The following is a 16,688-nucleotide window of genomic DNA, read 5'->3' on the forward strand; positions in this document are numbered from 1 at the left end:
ATGCGGCAGGGAGATGCCGTACAGGAAGCCAATGCCCCGGGCGTACCACAGGAGCGTGGCGCGCCAAAGAGCGGCCAGCCGATAACCAACAGGAGCACTGAGACTATGGCGGAGTGGGTAACAGGAAAAGTCACACAGGTGGAACACTGGACAGACGGCCTCTTCAGCATCCGGGTCAAGGCACCCATTGATGCCTTCACGGCCGGGCAGTTTGCCAAGCTGGCACTGGAAATTGACGGCGAACGCGTACAGCGCGCCTACTCCTATGTGAATGCCCCCAGCGATGAGAACCTGGAGTTCTATCTGGTGACGGTGCCGGAAGGCAAACTCAGCCCGAAGCTGCATGCGCTACAGCCCGGCGATGAGCTGATGGTCACCAAAGAGGCTGCCGGTTTCTTTGTGCTTGATGAGGTGCCGGAATGCCGCACCCTGTGGATGCTGGCGACCGGCACCGCCATCGGCCCTTACCTCTCCATTCTTCAGGAAGGAAAGGATCTGGAACGGTTTGACCACATCGTGCTGGTGCATGCTGCCCGCTATGCGCGCGACCTCAGCTACCTGCCGCTGATGCAGCAGTTGCAGCAGCGCCTCAACGGCAGGCTGAAGATCCAGACGGTGGTCAGCCGCGAGAGCGTGCCCGGCTCCCTGACCGGGCGCGTGCCGGCGCTGATTGAACGCGGTGAGCTGGAAGCGGCCGTAGGCCTGACAATGGACGCGGAAACCAGCCACGTGATGCTGTGCGGTAACCCGCAAATGGTGCGTGATACCCAGCAGGTGCTGAAAGAGAGCCGGGAAATGCGTAAACACCTGCGCCGCAAACCGGGCCACATCACCAGCGAACACTACTGGTAAGCCGCCGGGGCGGCTACACCCGGTAGCGCACCGGGTCGGCCGGGGGGCCAAAGCGGTTTTTACCGGTCGAGCCCGGCATAAAGCCGCACTCCACCAGCATCAGCACAAAGATCACCGTCGGCAGCAGGCGGCCCAGCGTCCAGGAGGCCGGCGCAGGCAGCATCTGCCAGTTCCCGGCTGCCAGCACCCACGCCAGAATCAGCAGGAAGGCCCACCCACCGGCCCGGTTGCGGTCATGCAGACGTTTGACCAGCACCGCCGAGGTGGGCCAGAGCAGGAACACAATCAGAAACGCTGCCGACTGGATCTCTACCCAGCGCCGGTCAGCGGCGAGAAACGCCGCGCCCATCACGAGCAGCCACAGCACCAGCCAGACCCAGAAATCCCGCCGCCCCAGACGGCCACGAAAAGAAAACCCCCACTCCTGCAACGTCATCGCTCATTTCCTTCAGCCGGACAGGGCGTCAGTGTACCCCACGCCCGGCAGCCGCGGCAGGGGCGCGCGCCTTTTTTGACTTTTACCCCGGAATGCCGTTCTAATCGGGCATAAAATTCCGCGACCTGTACGACATGATGAAAACACCCCTGATCCCGATTCTGGCCGCCCTGCTGGCCTTCAGCGCCCTGCCACGTGCCCTGGCCGATCCGCCGGACGCCGGGCATGGCGCGCTGAGTAACGACATGCCCAAAGCCCCCTATCTGTTAAATGGCGCCCCCACGTTCGACATGACGGTGGTGAAATTCCGTGAGGCCTATAACAGCCAGAACCCAAACCTGCCGATTAACGAGTTCCGCTCCATTCCGGACAAGGAGCCAAACGCCGTGCTGACGCGCGCCGCCAGTAAAATCAATGAGAACCTTTATGCGTCCACGGCGCTGGAGAAAGGCACCGGCAAAATCAAGACAATGCAGGTGACCTACCTGCCGATTCAGGGCAACGAGGAGAAAGCCGCGCGCGCCACCGCCATCAGCTATATGGCGGCACTGATGCGCGAGTTTGAACCGGCGCTGAACGTCGAGCAGAGCACCGCCCGGGTGGCGGAGCTGCTGGAGGCAGGCAAGGGGGCGCAGTTCTACCAGCATCAGGTCGGGGCGATCCGCTACGTGGTCTCTGACAACGGGGAGAAAGGGCTGACGTTCGCGGTGGAGCCGGTAAAACTGGCGCTCTCAGAGCCGTGAAGCCACGGCCATCCATGACGAAAAGCAAAGCCTTTTACGGTAATGATCTCTATACTGGTGGGCAGGTAAATTGCCTGTAAGGCAGTCATTTTAGTCGAATCTCGTGTCTCTGCTTGGAGGATTTAACATGCGTCATCCCTTAGTAATGGGTAACTGGAAGCTTAATGGCAGTACCCATATGGTTAACGAGCTGATCGCCGGTCTGCGTAATGAACTGAGCGCAGTTGACGGTTGCGGCGTCGCGATTGCCCCTCCGGCACTCTATCTGGACCAGGCGAAGCATCAGCTGGCAGGCAGCCGCATTGCGCTGGGTGCCCAGGACGTCGGCGTTAACCTGTCAGGTGCATTTACCGGTGAAACCTCTGCCGAGATGCTGAAAGACATCGGCGCGCAATACATCATCATCGGCCACTCTGAACGCCGCACTTACCATAAAGAGAGCGATGAGTTCATTGCCAGGAAATTCGGCGTGCTGAAAGAAGCCGGCCTGATCCCGGTACTCTGCATCGGTGAAACCGAAGCGGAAAACGAAGCGGGCCAGACAGAAGCCGTGTGCGCCAAACAACTGGATGCCGTGCTGAACACCCTGGGCGCGAAAGCGTTCGACAATACCGTGATCGCCTATGAGCCGGTCTGGGCCATCGGTACCGGCAAATCCGCAACCCCGGCGCAGGCGCAGGCGGTTCATAAGTTCATCCGTGACCATATCGCCAAACAGGACGCTGACGTCGCTGAGAAAGTGATCATCCAGTACGGCGGCTCCGTAAACGCCGGTAACGCTGCCGAGCTGTTCACCCAGCCGGACATCGACGGCGCGCTGGTTGGCGGTGCCTCTCTGAAAGCTGATGCGTTCGCGGTGATCGTGAAAGCCGCAGCAGACGCCAAACGCGCATAAGTTTCTGCCGCGAAGCCATAAAAAAACCCCGCCAGGCGGGGTTTTTTATTGCCTGAACCAGGCTTAGCGGCGGGTGATCTGATCAAAGATCGCGCCGGTGGCGAAGTGTGCCTTCTGCGCTTCTGCCCAGCCGCCGGCCACCTGATCCACAGTAAACAGCTTCAGCGCCGGGAATTCGCCGGCAAATTTGGCAGCAACTGCCGGGTCACGCGGGCGGTAGTAGTTCTGGGCGGCAATTGTCTGCCCTTCCGCGCTGTAGAGATATTTCAGGTAACCTTCCGCCACTTCGCGGGTGTTGCGGCGGTCCACAATGCGGTCCACCATCGAGACAGTCGGCTCCGCCAGAATAGATTCGCTCGGCGTCACAATATCAAACTTGTCTTTGCCCAGCTCTTTCACTGCCAGCAGCGCTTCGTTTTCCCAGGCGATCAGCACGTCACCCATGCCGCGCTCCACGAAGGTATTGGTCGCGCCGCGTGCGCCGGAATCCAGCACTTCCACATTCTTATACAGCGCTTTCACAAACTCCTGCGCTTTGGCCTGATCGTTATTGTTGTGATGCAGGGCGTAGCCCCAGGCTGCCAGGTAGTTCCAGCGCGCCCCGCCGGAAGTTTTCGGGTTCGGGGTAATCACGGAGACACCCGGCTTAACCAGATCCGGCCAGTCGTGAATCTGTTTAGGGTTGCCTTTTCGCACCAGGAAAACGATGGTTGAGGTGTAAGGCGCGGAGTTATCCGGCAGGCGCTTGATCCAGTCTTTCTCAATCCGGCCGCGTTCGGCAATGGCGTCCACATCGTAGGCCAGAGCGAGCGTCACGACATCGGCATCAATGCCGTTGATCACGGACGTCGCCTGCTTGCCGGAGCCACCGTGTGACTGGCGCACCGTGACATGGTCGCCGGTTTTTTGCTGCCAGTATTTGGTAAACGCCTGATTGTACTCCTGGTAGAACTCCCGCGTCGGGTCGTAAGACACGTTAAGCAGTTGGATATCTTTTGCCAGAGCGCCTGTTGCTGCCAGCATCAGTGCCAGCCCTACTCCCCATTTACGCATCGTCACGTTCTCCTGGTCTCAATCATTGCGAAGTGTGTAATCCGGCTCTCAGCCTGCCAGAAACGCCCGCAAGGATTAAAGAATAAAAAGAAAGCGACTATGTTTTTTTGGAATAAGCCCCGGAGGGCGAAAAAAAACCTCCCGGCGGGAGGTTTCTGAAGGAAGTCAATCAGTAGAGCTTTTTCGCGGTGTCCAGCCAGTCCGACTTAAACGGCCGCTTCATGTTTTCAATCGCATCGATAATGTCATGGTGAACCAGCTTCTCGTTCTGGATACCCACGCAACGGCCGCCGTAACCCTGGAGCAACAGCTCGATAGAGTACGCCCCCATGCGAGAGGCCAGAATGCGGTCGTAAGCGACCGGCGCGCCGCCACGCTGAATGTGGCCCAGCACAGTGGCACGGGTTTCGCGCTTGGTTTCGCTCTCAATGTGGCGCGCCAGCTCGTCGATGTCACAGATGTGCTCGGTGATCGCCACAATGGCATGTTTCTTCCCTTTGGCGATACCGGCTTTGATCTCTTCAACCAGATCGTCACGGTTGAATTCCACTTCCGGCAGGACGATGAATTCACACCCACCGGCAATCGCCGCCGCCAGAGTCAGGTCACCACAGTAACGGCCCATCACTTCCACAATTGAAATACGCTGGTGGGAAGAGGAGGTATCACGCAGGCGGTCAATGGCTTCTACGACCGTTTCCAGGGCGGTGAAGTAGCCAATGGTGTAGTCGGTGCCCGCGACGTCATTATCAATGGTGCCCGGCAGGCCGATGCAGGGGAAGCCCATCTCGGTCAGGCGTTTGGCCCCCATGTAGGAGCCGTCACCGCCGATGACCACCAGCGCATCAATGCCGCGCTTTTTCATGTTCTCAATGGCTTTGGCGCGCACTGCCTCATCACGGAATTCCGGGAAACGCGCAGAGCCGAGGAAGGTACCGCCCCGGTTGATCATGTCAGAGACACTGTAGCGGTCCAGCTTCTCCATGCGATCTTCGTACAAGCCGAGGTAGCCGTCATAGACACCGAAAACTTCCAGCCCTTCGGTCAATGCGGCACGCACAACACCACGGATCGCAGCATTCATACCTGGGGCGTCGCCGCCACTCGTCAGTACACCAATTTTTTTGATCATGACTACCTCTGAACTTGTAGATGCAATTTCTTAAAAATCTTATTCCGCCGATTATACGGACGCCGGGCAGTATAGAAAATGAACCGGTCTTCGGGTCAGCGATAGTATAACAAAAAGCCTAGGCTGAATTGATTCAGGTCACTCTATCGCGGGGTAATCCACCGCATGTTGCAAGGCTGTTCAATAATCGGCATCCAAAAACTTTTCCTGGTGAAAACGGGCTTGCTTCTCTTAATGTCCTTGCCGTTCCTGCGTCAACCACAGGCAGGTGTCCTGGGGGGTGAAGTGTGCGCACATGCCTGAACCGGCACCGGAAACCCGCACACTGCCGCGTTATCATACCTTTTTCTGCGGCATATTGATGCTATAAGAATAGCACTATTCCTAGCCCCATCAGATGGATGATACGCGAAGGTGCCTGCGCGTTTAACCGATGAATGAAAGGCAACGGCGCACCCGGCCGGGCGAAGAAACAGGGTAAAACAGCAATGCTGCCGTGATAAGTCAGGCGGCCAGATCCTTACCGGCACCAGGCAAAAAAAACCCCACCTTACGGTGGGGAAGACAGGGATGGTGTCTATGGCAAGGAAAAACAGGGTGCTACTCTTTGGTACTCAGCTCTTTGGTACTCAGCTTCTGGGCAGAAGTGGGTTGCAAGTCGTTCATGCGCTGCGCGTTTTGCTGTTGCGCCTGCTGCATTCTCTGCAGTTGATCCATGCGTTGCTGGTGTTTCTGCGCCAGCACGGCTTTTTGATCATCGGTCAGCAGGTTGTACATCAGGTTGCGTACCCGGGCCATTTCAACCTGGCGCGCTACCTGCTCCTGCGCCATTTTTTCAGCCTGGGCTTCAACAGCGGCCTGATCAAAGTTCTTCGCCGTGATCAGCCTATGCATGGTTTCCATTTCAGCTACATTGATACGGGGCAGATCGCGCCGTGCCTGGTGCATCAGGTCACGCATCTGCTGGCGTTGCTCTTCCGTAAGGCTGACGCCATCAAACATTAATTCGTTGTTAACGTAACCATTTTTCAGCACAGGGTCATGGTGGTGCCAGGCCGGGTCACTGGTCGTTGTCTCAGCAGCCTGTGCCATACCCGCAGAGAGCGGCAGCAGGGTGGCCAACACTAACGCAGTTACCTTTTGCATCTAAAAACTCCCGGTGCCGTTCACGATTCGTTATTCAATGTGAAGCAGTGTAGTGAGGTGGCTGCAAACATGCGTCAGTGCATGTAAAACTTCGTAAAGTCATGGAATGCCAACAATTGATGACGTATTTTGCGTCTAGAGGTAAATACGATGAATAAGATCCTTTTAGTCGATGACGACCGCGAACTCACTTCGCTTTTAAAAGAATTGCTGGATATGGAAGGGTTTGACGTCGTGGTGGCGCATGACGGCGAACAGGCACTGGAACAGCTCGACAGCAGCATTGACCTGCTGCTGCTGGACGTGATGATGCCGAAGAAAAATGGTATCGACACCCTGAAGGAGCTGCGTCAGCACCACCAGACGCCGGTGATTATGCTGACGGCCCGCGGCAGCGAGCTGGACCGGGTGCTGGGCCTGGAGCTGGGCGCGGATGACTACCTGCCCAAGCCGTTTAACGATCGGGAGCTGGTGGCCCGCATCCGCGCGATTCTGCGCCGTTCCCACTGGAGCGAGCAGCAGCAGAACGGCGAAAGCGGCGCGCCGACGCTGCAGGTGGACTGCCTGCAACTGAACCCGGGGCGGCAGGAAGCCAGCTTTGAAAATCAGGTACTGGATTTGACCGGCACGGAATTCACGCTGCTCTACCTGCTGGCGCAGCACCTCGGCCAGGTGGTGTCACGTGAGCATCTCAGCCAGGAAGTACTCGGCAAGCGGCTGACCCCGTTTGACCGCGCCATCGATATGCATATCTCCAACCTGCGCCGCAAACTCCCTGAGCGCAAAGATGGCCACCCGTGGTTCAAAACCCTGCGCGGCCGTGGTTATCTGATGGTATCTGCAAAATGATCAACAGCTTAACAGCACGTATCTTCGCCATTTTCTGGTTTACCCTGGCGCTGGTGCTGATGTTGGTGTTGATGGTGCCCAAGCTGGACTCGCGCCAGCTCACCCCGTTGCTGGAGAGTGAACAGCGTCAGGGCCTGATGCTGGAACAGCATGTGGAAGCGGAGCTGGCCAGCGACCCGGCCAACGATCTGATGTGGTGGCGGCGGCTGTTCCGCGCCATCGACAAATGGGCCCCGCCGGGCCAGCGTTTGCTGCTGGTGACCAGCGAGGGGCGGGTCATCGGCGCACAGCGCAACGAGATGCAGATCGTGCGTAACTTTATCGGCCAGTCGGACAATGCCGACCGGCCGAAAAAGAAAAAGTATGGCCGGGTTGAGATGGTTGGCCCCTTCTCCATACGTGATGGTGAAGACAACTACCAGCTCTACCTGATCCGCCCGGCCAACAGCCCGCAGTCTGACTTTATCAACCTGATGTTTGACCGGCCGCTGCTGCTGCTGATCGTCACCATGTTGATCAGCTCGCCGCTGCTGTTATGGCTGGCGTGGAGCCTGGCAAAACCGGCGCGTAAGCTGAAGAATGCCGCGGATGATGTGGCACGCGGCAACCTGAAGCAGCACCCGGAACTGGAAGCCGGGCCACAGGAGTTCCTGGCGACCGGGGCCAGCTTCAACCAGATGGTGAGCGCGCTGGAGAGAATGGTGACTGCCCAGCAGCGGCTGATTTCCGACATCTCCCACGAGCTGCGCACTCCGCTGACCCGCCTGCAACTGGCAACAGCGCTGATGCGCCGCCGCCACGGTGAAGGCAAAGAGCTGGAGCGCATTGAGACGGAAGCCCAGCGGCTGGACAGCATGATCAACGACCTGCTGGTGTTGTCGCGCAGTCAGCATAAAAACGAGCTGGCGCGCGAGCCGCTGAAGGCCAATGCCCTGTGGGCAGATGTGCTGGAAAATGCGCAATTTGAAGCGGAACAGGTGGGGAAAAAACTGGAAATCACCTCCCCCCCAGGGCCGTGGACGCTGATTGGTAACCCGTCGGCGCTGGACAGTGCGCTGGAGAACATCGTGCGCAATGCGCTGCGTTATTCCCACCACCATATTGCCGTGGCGTTTGCCTGTGATGAGGAAGGGATCACCATCACCGTGGATGACGATGGCCCCGGCGTATCACCGGCCGATCGGGAGCAGATTTTCCGCCCCTTCTACCGCACCGATGAGGCGCGTGACCGTGAATCGGGCGGCACCGGGCTGGGGCTGGCGATTGTCGAAACCGCCGTTTCCCAGCACCGGGGCTGGGTGCGGGCCGATGACAGCCCGCTGGGCGGCCTGCGTCTGATCATCTGGCTGCCGCTGCACCTGCGTTAAGTTTCTGGTATTCTGCGCCCCTCAATTCTGGGGGGCGTATGCTGAATATCGTTTTGTTTGAACCTGAAATCCCACCAAATACCGGCAATATCATCCGCTTATGTGCCAACACCGGTTTTCATTTACACCTGATTGAGCCGCTGGGCTTTACCTGGGACGACAAACGCCTGCGTCGCGCCGGGCTGGACTATCATGAGTTCGCCTCAATCCGGAAACATGCTGACTACGCACAGTTCGTGGCGCAGGAGCAGCCTGCCCGGCTGTTTGCATTGACCACCAAAGGCACCCCTGCCCACAGCGCGGTCAGCTATCAGGCCGGGGATTATCTGCTGTTCGGGCCGGAGAGCCGCGGCCTGCCTGCCGACATCCTGAATGCCCTGCCAGCGGAGCAAAAGATCCGGATCCCGATGCAGCCCAACAGCCGCAGCATGAATTTGTCGAATGCGGTATCCGTGGTGGTGTATGAGGCGTGGCGGCAGCTCGGTTATGCCGGGGCGCTGATCAAGTCCTGAACCGGCAGCCACAAAAAAAAGCAGGCCATGCCTGCTTTTTTGCTTTTGTCCTGCGCCGGGCCGTTGGCTTTATCAGGCCAACGTTAAATACCGTCGCCGTAGACAAACCCATCACCGTTAAAGTGTTGGTCCATATCCAGGGACGGCTTCTCACTCTCCGGGCGGCCGACAATGCGCGCCGGTACACCGGCAGCCGTGGTGTGCGCCGGCACCGAATGCAGCACGACCGAACCGGCACCGATTTTCGCGCCGCGCCCGATCTCAATATTGCCGAGGATTTTCGCCCCTGCGCCAATCATCACCCCTTCACGGATTTTCGGGTGGCGGTCGCCGCTGGTTTTCCCGGTGCCGCCCAGGGTGACGGATTGCAGGATCGAGACATCATTTTCCACCACCGCCGTTTCACCGATCACGATGCCGGTGGCGTGGTCGAGCATGATGCCGCAGCCGATTCTGGCCGCCGGGTGGATGTCCACGCCGAAGGAGACGGAGATCTGGTTCTGGAAGTAGACTGCCAGTGCGCGGCGATCCTGTTTCCACAGCCAGTTACCGATGCGGTACGCCTGCAGCGCGTGGAACCCTTTCAGGTAGAGCAGCGGCGTGGAGTACTTATCCACCGCCGGATCGCGCAGCCGCACGGCCAGAATGTCACGCGCGGCGGAGAGGGTCATCTGCACGTCGGAACGGTAAGCCTCTTCCACCACTTCGCGGATCGCCATCGCCGGCATGACCGGGCTGCCCAGCTTATTGGCCAGAATATAGCTGAGCGCGCTGCTGAGGTTTTCATGTTTAAGCAATGTTGCATGGAAGAAACTGGCCAGCATGGGTTCACAATCAGCCAGCGCCCGCGCTTCTGATTTGATGTAATTCCAGACCTGTTCTAACTCTTCAGACGACATTGCTTTCCCCTCTGCCTTACATAAAGAAGCCACGCGACCGGCACCCGCAGCCGCGTGGCTGGATAAAATTACCGGTCAGGCGCTCTGCTTTTCGTCTTTCCGGGTACGACCCAGCAAGGTTGTGGCGGCTTCCCGTGCATCTTTATTGCAATACAACACCTGATATATCTGTTCAGTGATCGGCATTTCAACCTGGTAGCGTTGCGCCAGCGCCAATACCTCTTTGGTATTGCGGTAGCCCTCCACAACCTGGCCGATCTCATCCTGGGCCTGCTGCACCGTCTTGCCCTGCCCCAGCATAATACCGAAACGCCGGTTACGGGATTGGTTATCTGTGCAGGTCAGCACCAGGTCGCCCAGCCCCGCCATCCCCATAAAGGTAGAGGGGTCTGCGCCCAGCGCCGAGCCAAGGCGGCTCATCTCCGCCAGACCGCGGGTGATCAGCGCGGTACGGGCGTTGGCACCAAACCCGATACCGTCTGACATCCCGGCACCAATGGCGATCACGTTCTTCACCGCCCCACCCAGTTGCACACCGATGAAATCGGGGTTGCTGTAGACGCGGAAACTTTTGCCGCAGTGCAGCAGCTCCTGCAGGTCATCGGTGAACTGCGCGTCGGTAGAGGCGAGGGCGATGGCGGTCGGCAAGCCGGCAGCCAGCTCTTTGGCAAAGGTCGGGCCGGAGAGCACCGCCAGCGGAAGGGTGTCGCCAAGCGCCTCACGCGCCACATCCTGCAACAAACGGCCGGTTTCCGCTTCCAGCCCTTTCGTCGCCCAGACGACCCTGGCATCCGCGCGCAAGTGCGGCTTCAGCTGGCGCAAAACGTCACCAAACACATGGCTCGGCACCACCACCAGCACATCACGGCTGGCAGCCAGCGCACGGGCGAGGTCAGTTTCCAGGGTCAGGGAATCGGGGAAGGGCACATCGGGCAGAAACGCCTGGTTGCAGCGGGTCTGCTGCATGGCGTTGATATGCTGTGGGTTGTGGCCCCACAACACCACGTTGTGGCCATTACGCGCGAGGGTAATGGCCAGAGCGGTGCCGTACGAGCCGGCACCGATCACTGTCATTGACGCATTGACGCTATCCATCAGGCATCCTGATGTGGGGCAGCACCTTCGCCTTCAGACTGCTGTTGCAGATAGTTCATGAACAGCGCATCAAAGTTCACAGGTGCCAGGTTCAGTTGCGGGAACGTACCGCGTGAAACCAGGCTGGTGATGCACTCACGCGCATACGGGAACAGGATGTTCGGGCAGTATGCGCCCAGGCAATGCGCCAGCTGGGTGCCTTCGATACCGGCGATGGAGAAGATGCCGCCCTGCTGCACTTCGCACAGGAACGCCGTCTCTTCACCCAGGGAGGCGGTCACGGTGACACGCAGTACTACTTCATACACATCATCCGCCAGCTGGCTGGACGCGGTATCAAGATCCAGTTTAACTTCCGGCTGCCACTCCTGCTGGAAAACTTGCGGAGCATTCGGCGCTTCGAAAGAGATATCTTTGGTGTAGATACGTTGGATCTGGAAACCCATTTCTGTGTTGTTTTGCTCGGACATGTTAGTCATACCTTTTAGTTAAACATCCATATTGTTGCACCCGCGGCGAAGCGCACCGGGCTGAAGCCTCAGAGCAGAGGGTCCAGGCCGCCGCGCGCTTCCAGCGCATGTAAATCGTCACAACCGCCGATGTGCCGGCCGTCGATGAAAATCTGGGGAACCGTGGTGCGCCCGCTGCGGGTGATCATCTCTTCACGCTTTTCCGGGTGCGCATCAATCGCGATTTCGGAAAACGCGGCACCTTTCGTATTCAGCAACGCCTTTGCGCGATGGCAAAAAGGACAGGTCGCTTTGGTGTACATCTCGATCTTAGCCATGACTAGCCTCCGGTTTCCGGTAGAGTGAATTATTTGCCGCGCGCCAGCGGCAGGTTCTCGCCGCTCCAGCCCGCGATGCCCTCTTTCAGGACAGAGACGCGCTCAAAGCCGGCGGCGCTCAGCGCTTCTGCTGAGGCGCGGGCGCTGGTGCCGTTTGCACACACCACGATAACCGGCTGCGCTTTGTGTTTCGCCAGCTCGCCGATATTGTTGCTTTTAATATCAGCAGCAACGACGTTCATTGAATTCGCGATATGGCCTTTGCGGAAATCATCACGCGGGCGGGTATCCACCACCACGGCATCTTCTTTATTAATCAGGCGTGTGGCTTCACCACGGGTAATTTCACGAACCTTGGAAAAACGGCTCTTGAAGGTCGTTACGATCACTGCAATCAGTAATGCAACCCAGGCCAGGCTCAGTACGAGATGATCTCTAACGAATTCCATAATGTCTTGCATGGGGTGTAGCAACTCCCGTCAGTTAGGGGATAAAAATAAGGCTTCAGAGTATACCTGCGCGGTGCCTCAAATGCAGCCGGGAAGCCGGCATGAGTGAAGAAACTGCGGCGCAGCACGAAAATTAGCACTGTTGCCCGGCAAAAGTTAACTCTTATTACGCTGCATCTTTGATCTTCCTGCGCTATGCCGTTTTTTCATTAGGATAAAATCCGCCGCTTCCCAGGGCCGGCCACCTCCGCGCCACGCCCTGCGCTTTTCCTTTTTCAGGAGTACACACGCCATGTCGAGCATTAAGAAACCTACTGTGCTGGTGATTCTGGACGGCTACGGCCACCGCGGGCCGGCCCCGGACAACGCCATTCTCAACGCGCGCACCCCGGTGATGGACGCCCTGTGGCAGCACTGCCCGCATGCGCTGATCGGCGCGTCCGGGCTGGACGTCGGCCTGCCGGACGGGCAGATGGGCAACTCCGAAGTCGGCCACGTTAACCTGGGTGCCGGGCGCATTGTCTACCAGGATCTGACCCGGCTGGATAAGGCGATTCAGGACGGGGCGTTTTACCAAAACCCGGTGCTGACTGCCGCCGTAGACCACGCCGTGCAGGCCGGGAAAGCGGTACACATCATGGGCCTGCTCTCGGCCGGGGGCGTCCACAGCCATGAAGACCATATCCTGGCGATGATTGAGCTGGCGGCCCAGCGCGGTGCGAAAACGGTCTATCTCCACGCTTTTCTGGATGGCCGTGACACCCCGCCGCGCAGCGCACACGCCTCGCTGGAACGTGCCGCTGACGCCTTCCGCACGCTGGGCTGCGGGCGCATCGCCTCGGTGGTGGGCCGCTACTACGCGATGGACCGCGACAACCGCTGGGATCGCGTACAGCAGGCGTATGACCTGCTGACCGGTGCCAACGGGGCGTTCCGCGCGGACACGGCCGCAGAGGCGCTGGATGCCGCCTACGCGCGCGGTGAAAACGACGAATTCGTGAAACCGGCGGTGATCCGCGCTGAAGGGGAAACAGACGCCGCGATGGCCCCGGGCGACGCCCTGATCTTTATGAATTTCCGCGCAGACCGCGCCCGCGAGATCACCCGCGCCTTCGTGGAGCCGGGTTTTGACGGCTTCGTGCGGGAGAAAGAGGTGGCGCTCAGCAGCTTCGTGATGCTGACGGAATACGCTGCTGACATCCCCGCAGCCTGCGCTTTCCCGCCCGCCCCGCTCGACAATACGCTGGGTGAATGGCTGATGAAGCAGGGCAAAACCCAGCTGCGCATCTCAGAAACCGAAAAATATGCCCACGTCACCTTCTTCTTTAACGGCGGGGTAGAGACGCCGTTTGCCGGGGAAGATCGCATTCTGGTCAACTCGCCGAAAGTCGCGACCTATGATTTGCAACCGGAAATGAGCGCGCCGGAGCTGACGGATAAACTGCTTTCCGCCATCGGCAGCGGCCGTTATGACCTGATCATCTGCAACTACCCGAACGGCGATATGGTCGGCCATACCGGCGTGTATGAGGCGGCGGTGCAGGCGGTGGAGACGCTGGATGGCTGCATCGCGCAGGTGGTAGGCGCGGTAAAAGCCATCGGCGGCCAGTTGCTGATCACCGCTGACCACGGCAACGCCGAGCAGATGCGTGACCCGGAAACCGGCCAGGCCCACACCGCCCACACCAGCCTGCCGGTGCCGCTGATCTATGTCGGCCAACCGGCTGCCGTTATTGAGGGCGGTACGCTCTCTGACATCGCCCCGACGCTGCTTCGCCTGATGAACCTGCCGGTGCCGCCGGAGATGACCGGCAAGCCGCTGGTAACTGTCGGCTGATCCCCCTGTGGCCGGCGCCCTGCCGGCCCTTTTCCCTTTCCTCTCAGCCGGAAACGGCAAAAAATTTAACACTTCAGCGGTGGCAATTCTGGCGGAAAACGAAATACTACAGGGGCGGCCTGCGGCAGGCGCCTGCCTTTTGGCTGTGCATCAGGCGCGTGATCAATGCTACGATGACCCACGGGATTTGCCCTGCCAGGACGAATCAGTTTTCACACAATGGACGACAGTTTGCGTAAATCTCCCCGCTCCAGCCAGCCCGTTTTCCCGCGCCTTTGCATGACGCAGAGCACGCCCCCCTGTGCGCCTGATGCTTTTACCCTGTTAGCCCGCCCGTCCGGCTGTTTGCTGGCCGCGACCCTGTGGGCCGGTGCCCTGCTCTGCTCGCCCACGGCCCATGCCGAAGACAACAAGCAGCAGTTGAAATCGCTGCAGCAGGATATCGCCGAAAAAGAGAAAAGCGTCCAGTTGCAGAAAGCGCAGCGCGGCGCCCTGCTCGACCAGCTGAAAGCGCAGGAGAAGATCATCGCCCAGGCCAGCCGGCAACTGCGTGACACCCAAAGCGTGCTGGCCTCGCTGGAGAAAGAGATTGGCGCGCTGAATACCTCGATCCAGAAATTGCAGAAGCAGCAGTCCGCCCAGCAAACCCTTCTGGCGAAACAGCTCGATGCCGCCTTCCGGGTCGGGCAGCACAGCGGCCTGCAACTGATCTTGAGCAGTGAAGAGAGCCAGCGCAGCGAGCGGATCCTGGCCTACTTCAGTTACCTGAACGAGGCGCGGCAGAAAACCATCAACACACTGGCCGAGACCCGCACCGATCTGGCCGCCGAGCGTAAATCACTGAAAGCGAAACAGGAGCAGCAGGCGCAGCTGCTCGCCCAGCAACAGGCGCAACAGCAGACGCTGGAACAGGCGCGCGCAGGCCGCCAGAAAACCCTGACCAGCCTGGAGGCCTCGCTGGAGAAAGATCAGGCGCGGCTGGCGGAGTTGCGGCAGAACGAAGTGCGCCTGCGCGACCAGATCGCCAAAGCGGAGCGTGAAGCCCGCGCCCGCGCCGAGCGGGAAGCCCGCGAGGCGGAAAAAGTGCGTGCCAAAGAGCAGCAGGCGAAAAAACGCGGCTCGAGTTACAAACCCACTGAAAGCGAACGCGCCCTGGTGTCCCGCACCGGCGGGCTGGGGCGGCCGGGCGGCCAGGCGATCTGGCCGGTACACGGCCGGACGATCCACCGCTTCGGCGAGCCGTTGCAGGGGGAGTTGCGCTGGAAAGGCATGGTCATCACCGCCGCAGAAGGCAGCGAAGTCAAAGCGATAGCGGACGGCCGCGTCCTGCTGGCCGACTGGCTGCAAGGTTACGGGCTGGTGGTGGTGGTGGAGCACGGTAAAGGTGACATGAGCCTTTACGGCTATAACCAGAGCGCGCTGGTCAACGTCGGCCAGCAAGTGAAAGCCGGGCAGCCGATTGCGCTGGTCGGTACCAGTGGGGGCCAGGGCCAGCCCTCACTCTATTTTGAAATCCGTCGCCAGGGACAGGCCGTTAACCCACAGCCGTGGTTGGGAAGATAAGTCGTGTTACAACGAGTATGGAAGAAACCGCACCACCTCGCCGCAGCGCTCAGTACCCTGCTGCTGGCGTTCTCCGCACAGGCCGGGAAGCTCTCCATCGTCATCGATGATGTCGGCTACCGGCTGCACAATGAAAACCAGGTCTTGCAGATGCCGCTGCCGGTCACGGTGGCGATCCTGCCCAACGCCCCGCACTCCCATGAGATGGCCGTCAAAGCGCATAACCAGGGGCGTGAAATCCTGATCCATATGCCGATGGCCCCGCTGAGCAAACAGCCGCTGGAGCGCGACACGCTGCACCCCGACATGAGCAGCGTGGAAGTGAGCCGGATTATCCGCCAGGCGGTGGCAAATGTGCCTTATGCCGTGGGCATGAATAACCATATGGGCAGCGCCATGACCTCCAGCCTGCCGGCGATGCAGAATGTGATGCAGGCGCTGAACAGCTACCACCTGTTCTTTCTCGACAGCATGACCATCGGCAACAGCCAGGCGACGCGCGCGGCCGCCGGGACGTCGGTGAAAGTGATTAAGCGGCGGGTGTTCCTGGACGATGTGCAAAACGAGGCGGAGATCCGCCGCCAGTTTGAGCGGGCGGTACAGCTCGCCCGGCGCAACGGCTCCGCCATCGCCATCGGCCACCCGCACCCTTCCACCATCCGCGTGTTGCAGCAGATGTTGCCCGCCCTGCCGGGCGATGTGGTGCTGGTGCGCCCCAGCGATCTGCTGAACGAGCCGTCGTCTGCCGGTTCTGCCGGTCACCCGCAGGCAGCGCCGCCGCCGAAAGCCCCGAAACCGGCCCCGGCCCCTGCACCGCGTAATCCGTTCCGCGGCGTGAAGATGTGCAAAGCGAAACAGCCGCCGCAGCCGGTTTACGCCGATGCGATGCTGGCCGCGATTGGCGAAAGCGTGCTGACGTCACCGGGCGTGCAGTTTATCGAGCGCCAGTGGCAGCAGTGGCAGGCGCTGAAGCTGGTGCCGGATACCCCGGCGAGTCCGGCGAGTCCGGCGAGTCCGGCGAGTCCGGCGAGTCCGGCGAGTCCGGCGAGTCCGGCGAGTCCGGCGAGTCCGGC

General features: G+C 59.8%; 18 protein-coding genes. 9 read left to right on the forward strand and 9 right to left on the reverse strand.

The features are described 5' to 3' along the window. Positions 1 to 105: 105 nt before the first annotated feature. Positions 106 to 852: a ferredoxin--NADP(+) reductase gene (fpr, locus tag CYR32_RS17450; RefSeq protein WP_101826430.1), complete on the forward strand. Its 747-nt coding sequence runs from the start codon at positions 106 to 108 to the stop codon at positions 850 to 852. Positions 853 to 865: 13 nt separating this feature from the next. Here fpr and CYR32_RS17455 read toward each other — a convergent pair whose 3' ends face one another. Then, on the reverse strand, positions 866 to 1,288 hold the full coding sequence (locus CYR32_RS17455) for a DUF805 domain-containing protein (RefSeq protein ID WP_101826431.1): 423 nt from the start codon (positions 1,286 to 1,288) through the stop codon (positions 866 to 868). Between the two features lie 137 nt (positions 1,289 to 1,425). Between CYR32_RS17455 and CYR32_RS17460 the strand changes: the two genes are divergently transcribed. Further along, positions 1,426 to 2,031 carry a DUF1454 family protein gene (locus CYR32_RS17460; RefSeq protein WP_165698271.1) on the forward strand — a complete coding sequence of 202 codons (606 nt, stop codon included), beginning with the start codon at positions 1,426 to 1,428 and terminating at the stop codon, positions 2,029 to 2,031. 127 nt (positions 2,032 to 2,158) lie between these two features. Then, on the forward strand, positions 2,159 to 2,926 hold the full coding sequence (gene tpiA, locus CYR32_RS17465) for a triose-phosphate isomerase (RefSeq protein WP_101826433.1): 768 nt from the start codon (positions 2,159 to 2,161) through the stop codon (positions 2,924 to 2,926). Positions 2,927 to 2,989: 63 nt separating this feature from the next. Here tpiA and CYR32_RS17470 read toward each other — a convergent pair whose 3' ends face one another. The 3 genes from CYR32_RS17470 to cpxP all read right to left on the reverse strand — a co-directional run bounded on the left by CYR32_RS17470 (position 2,990) and on the right by cpxP (position 6,257). After that, positions 2,990 to 3,979: a sulfate ABC transporter substrate-binding protein gene (locus CYR32_RS17470; RefSeq protein WP_101826434.1), complete on the reverse strand. Its 990-nt coding sequence runs from the start codon at positions 3,977 to 3,979 to the stop codon at positions 2,990 to 2,992. A gap of 169 nt (positions 3,980 to 4,148) precedes the next feature. Continuing rightward, positions 4,149 to 5,111, reverse strand: coding sequence for a 6-phosphofructokinase (gene pfkA, locus CYR32_RS17475; protein ID WP_101826435.1), 963 nt, complete (start codon positions 5,109 to 5,111; stop codon positions 4,149 to 4,151). 600 nt (positions 5,112 to 5,711) lie between these two features. Continuing rightward, the gene (gene cpxP, locus CYR32_RS17480; protein ID WP_101826436.1) at positions 5,712 to 6,257 is read right to left on the reverse strand and encodes a cell-envelope stress modulator CpxP; all 546 of its coding nucleotides are present in this window, start codon (positions 6,255 to 6,257) and stop codon (positions 5,712 to 5,714) included. 150 nt (positions 6,258 to 6,407) lie between these two features. On the opposite strand from cpxP, the gene cpxR reads away from it, so the two are divergent. From cpxR to trmL, 3 genes are read left to right on the forward strand one after another with little or no spacing between them, the layout of a single operon-like run. After that, on the forward strand, positions 6,408 to 7,106 hold the full coding sequence (cpxR, locus tag CYR32_RS17485) for an envelope stress response regulator transcription factor CpxR (RefSeq protein WP_101826437.1): 699 nt from the start codon (positions 6,408 to 6,410) through the stop codon (positions 7,104 to 7,106). After that, positions 7,103 to 8,473, forward strand: coding sequence for an envelope stress sensor histidine kinase CpxA (gene cpxA / locus CYR32_RS17490; RefSeq protein WP_101826438.1), 1,371 nt, complete (start codon positions 7,103 to 7,105; stop codon positions 8,471 to 8,473). Before cpxR ends, cpxA begins: the two co-directional genes overlap by 4 nt. 38 nt (positions 8,474 to 8,511) lie before the next feature. After that, positions 8,512 to 8,985, forward strand: coding sequence for a tRNA (uridine(34)/cytosine(34)/5-carboxymethylaminomethyluridine(34)-2'-O)-methyltransferase TrmL (gene trmL / locus CYR32_RS17495; RefSeq protein WP_101826439.1), 474 nt, complete (start codon positions 8,512 to 8,514; stop codon positions 8,983 to 8,985). Between the two features lie 83 nt (positions 8,986 to 9,068). On the opposite strand, the gene cysE is transcribed toward trmL, so the two are convergent. The 5 genes from cysE to CYR32_RS17520 all read right to left on the reverse strand — a co-directional run bounded on the left by cysE (position 9,069) and on the right by CYR32_RS17520 (position 12,227). After that, positions 9,069 to 9,884, reverse strand: a complete 816-nt coding sequence (gene cysE / locus CYR32_RS17500) for a serine O-acetyltransferase (RefSeq protein WP_101826440.1) — start codon at positions 9,882 to 9,884, stop codon at positions 9,069 to 9,071. A gap of 75 nt (positions 9,885 to 9,959) precedes the next feature. Beyond that, on the reverse strand, positions 9,960 to 10,979 hold the full coding sequence (gene gpsA, locus CYR32_RS17505) for an NAD(P)H-dependent glycerol-3-phosphate dehydrogenase (protein ID WP_101826441.1): 1,020 nt from the start codon (positions 10,977 to 10,979) through the stop codon (positions 9,960 to 9,962). Beyond that, positions 10,979 to 11,449, reverse strand: a complete 471-nt coding sequence (gene secB, locus CYR32_RS17510; RefSeq protein WP_072931559.1) for a protein-export chaperone SecB — start codon at positions 11,447 to 11,449, stop codon at positions 10,979 to 10,981. The genes gpsA and secB overlap by 1 nt, the downstream gene beginning before the upstream one ends. A 68-nt stretch (positions 11,450 to 11,517) precedes the next feature. Then, positions 11,518 to 11,766, reverse strand: a complete 249-nt coding sequence (gene grxC / locus CYR32_RS17515) for a glutaredoxin 3 (protein ID WP_101826442.1) — start codon at positions 11,764 to 11,766, stop codon at positions 11,518 to 11,520. Positions 11,767 to 11,795: 29 nt separating this feature from the next. Beyond that, positions 11,796 to 12,227, reverse strand: a complete 432-nt coding sequence (locus CYR32_RS17520) for a rhodanese-like domain-containing protein (RefSeq protein WP_101826443.1) — start codon at positions 12,225 to 12,227, stop codon at positions 11,796 to 11,798. A 280-nt stretch (positions 12,228 to 12,507) separates the two neighbouring features. On the opposite strand from CYR32_RS17520, the gene gpmM reads away from it, so the two are divergent. The 3 genes from gpmM to CYR32_RS17535 all read left to right on the forward strand — a co-directional run. Further along, entirely contained in the window at positions 12,508 to 14,052 is a 1,545-nt protein-coding gene (gene gpmM / locus CYR32_RS17525) for a 2,3-bisphosphoglycerate-independent phosphoglycerate mutase (RefSeq protein ID WP_101826444.1), read from the forward strand. 279 nt (positions 14,053 to 14,331) lie between these two features. Next, positions 14,332 to 15,615 carry a murein hydrolase activator EnvC gene (envC, locus tag CYR32_RS17530; protein WP_101826445.1) on the forward strand — a complete coding sequence of 428 codons (1,284 nt, stop codon included), beginning with the start codon at positions 14,332 to 14,334 and terminating at the stop codon, positions 15,613 to 15,615. A gap of 3 nt (positions 15,616 to 15,618) precedes the next feature. Further along, positions 15,619 to 16,688 (forward strand): divergent polysaccharide deacetylase family protein (locus tag CYR32_RS17535; protein WP_101826446.1); only part of this gene is annotated, 1,070 nt, incomplete at its 3' end.

It is taken from the genome of Chimaeribacter coloradensis, assembly GCF_002858715.1.
GTDB classification, from domain to species: domain Bacteria; phylum Pseudomonadota; class Gammaproteobacteria; order Enterobacterales; family Enterobacteriaceae; genus Chimaeribacter; species Chimaeribacter coloradensis.